The sequence below is a fragment of the Mesorhizobium sp. M7A.F.Ca.ET.027.03.2.1 genome, from assembly GCF_003999175.1.
Taxonomy (GTDB): Bacteria; Pseudomonadota; Alphaproteobacteria; order Rhizobiales; family Rhizobiaceae; genus Mesorhizobium.
In genome coordinates this window covers 1-488 of record NZ_RZOM01001864.1, presented here as the reverse complement: position 1 = coordinate 488, position 488 = coordinate 1, and the positions used below count along the sequence as shown (strand labels likewise).

1 protein-coding gene is annotated in these 488 nt (G+C 59.4%); it reads left to right on the top strand.

Translation table 11 applies throughout. The features are described from left to right. Positions 1-351 (top strand): ABC transporter permease subunit (locus EN750_RS38500; protein ID WP_145968398.1); only part of this gene is annotated, 351 nt, incomplete at its 5' end. Positions 352-488: the final 137 nt, after the last annotated feature.

Sequence of the window (488 nt, the reverse complement as noted above, 5' to 3'; positions counted from 1 at the left end):
GACTTCTTCAAAAGCGTGCCCTTGGAGGTCGAGGAGGCGGCGCTCGTGGACGACGTGCCGCGCTGGCGGATCTTCTTCGAGATCGTGCTGCCGATGGTCCGACCTGGGATGTTGGCCACTTTCATGATCGTGCTGGCCTTCATCTGGAACGAGTTTCTCTTTGCTCTGCTGCTCACCACGTCTCGGTGGCAAACGCTGCCCGTGGTTCTCGCCGGACAGGTATCCAGTCGCGGAGACGAATGGTGGGCAATATCGGCGGCCACACTCATCTCGATCGTTCCGATGATGTTCGTCGCGGCTCTGCTCGGCCGCATGATGCGGTCCGGGTTGCTCGCAGGTTCAATCAAATAGCTTCGTGTTTCAAAGGAGGAGAACTGGCATGGTACACAAACTCGCAACATTGGTCGGCGCGCTCATGGTGTCAGCCGCAACCCCCGCGCTTGCTTGCGAACCGGACTACACTGGTGTGACCTTGAGTGTCGGCGTGC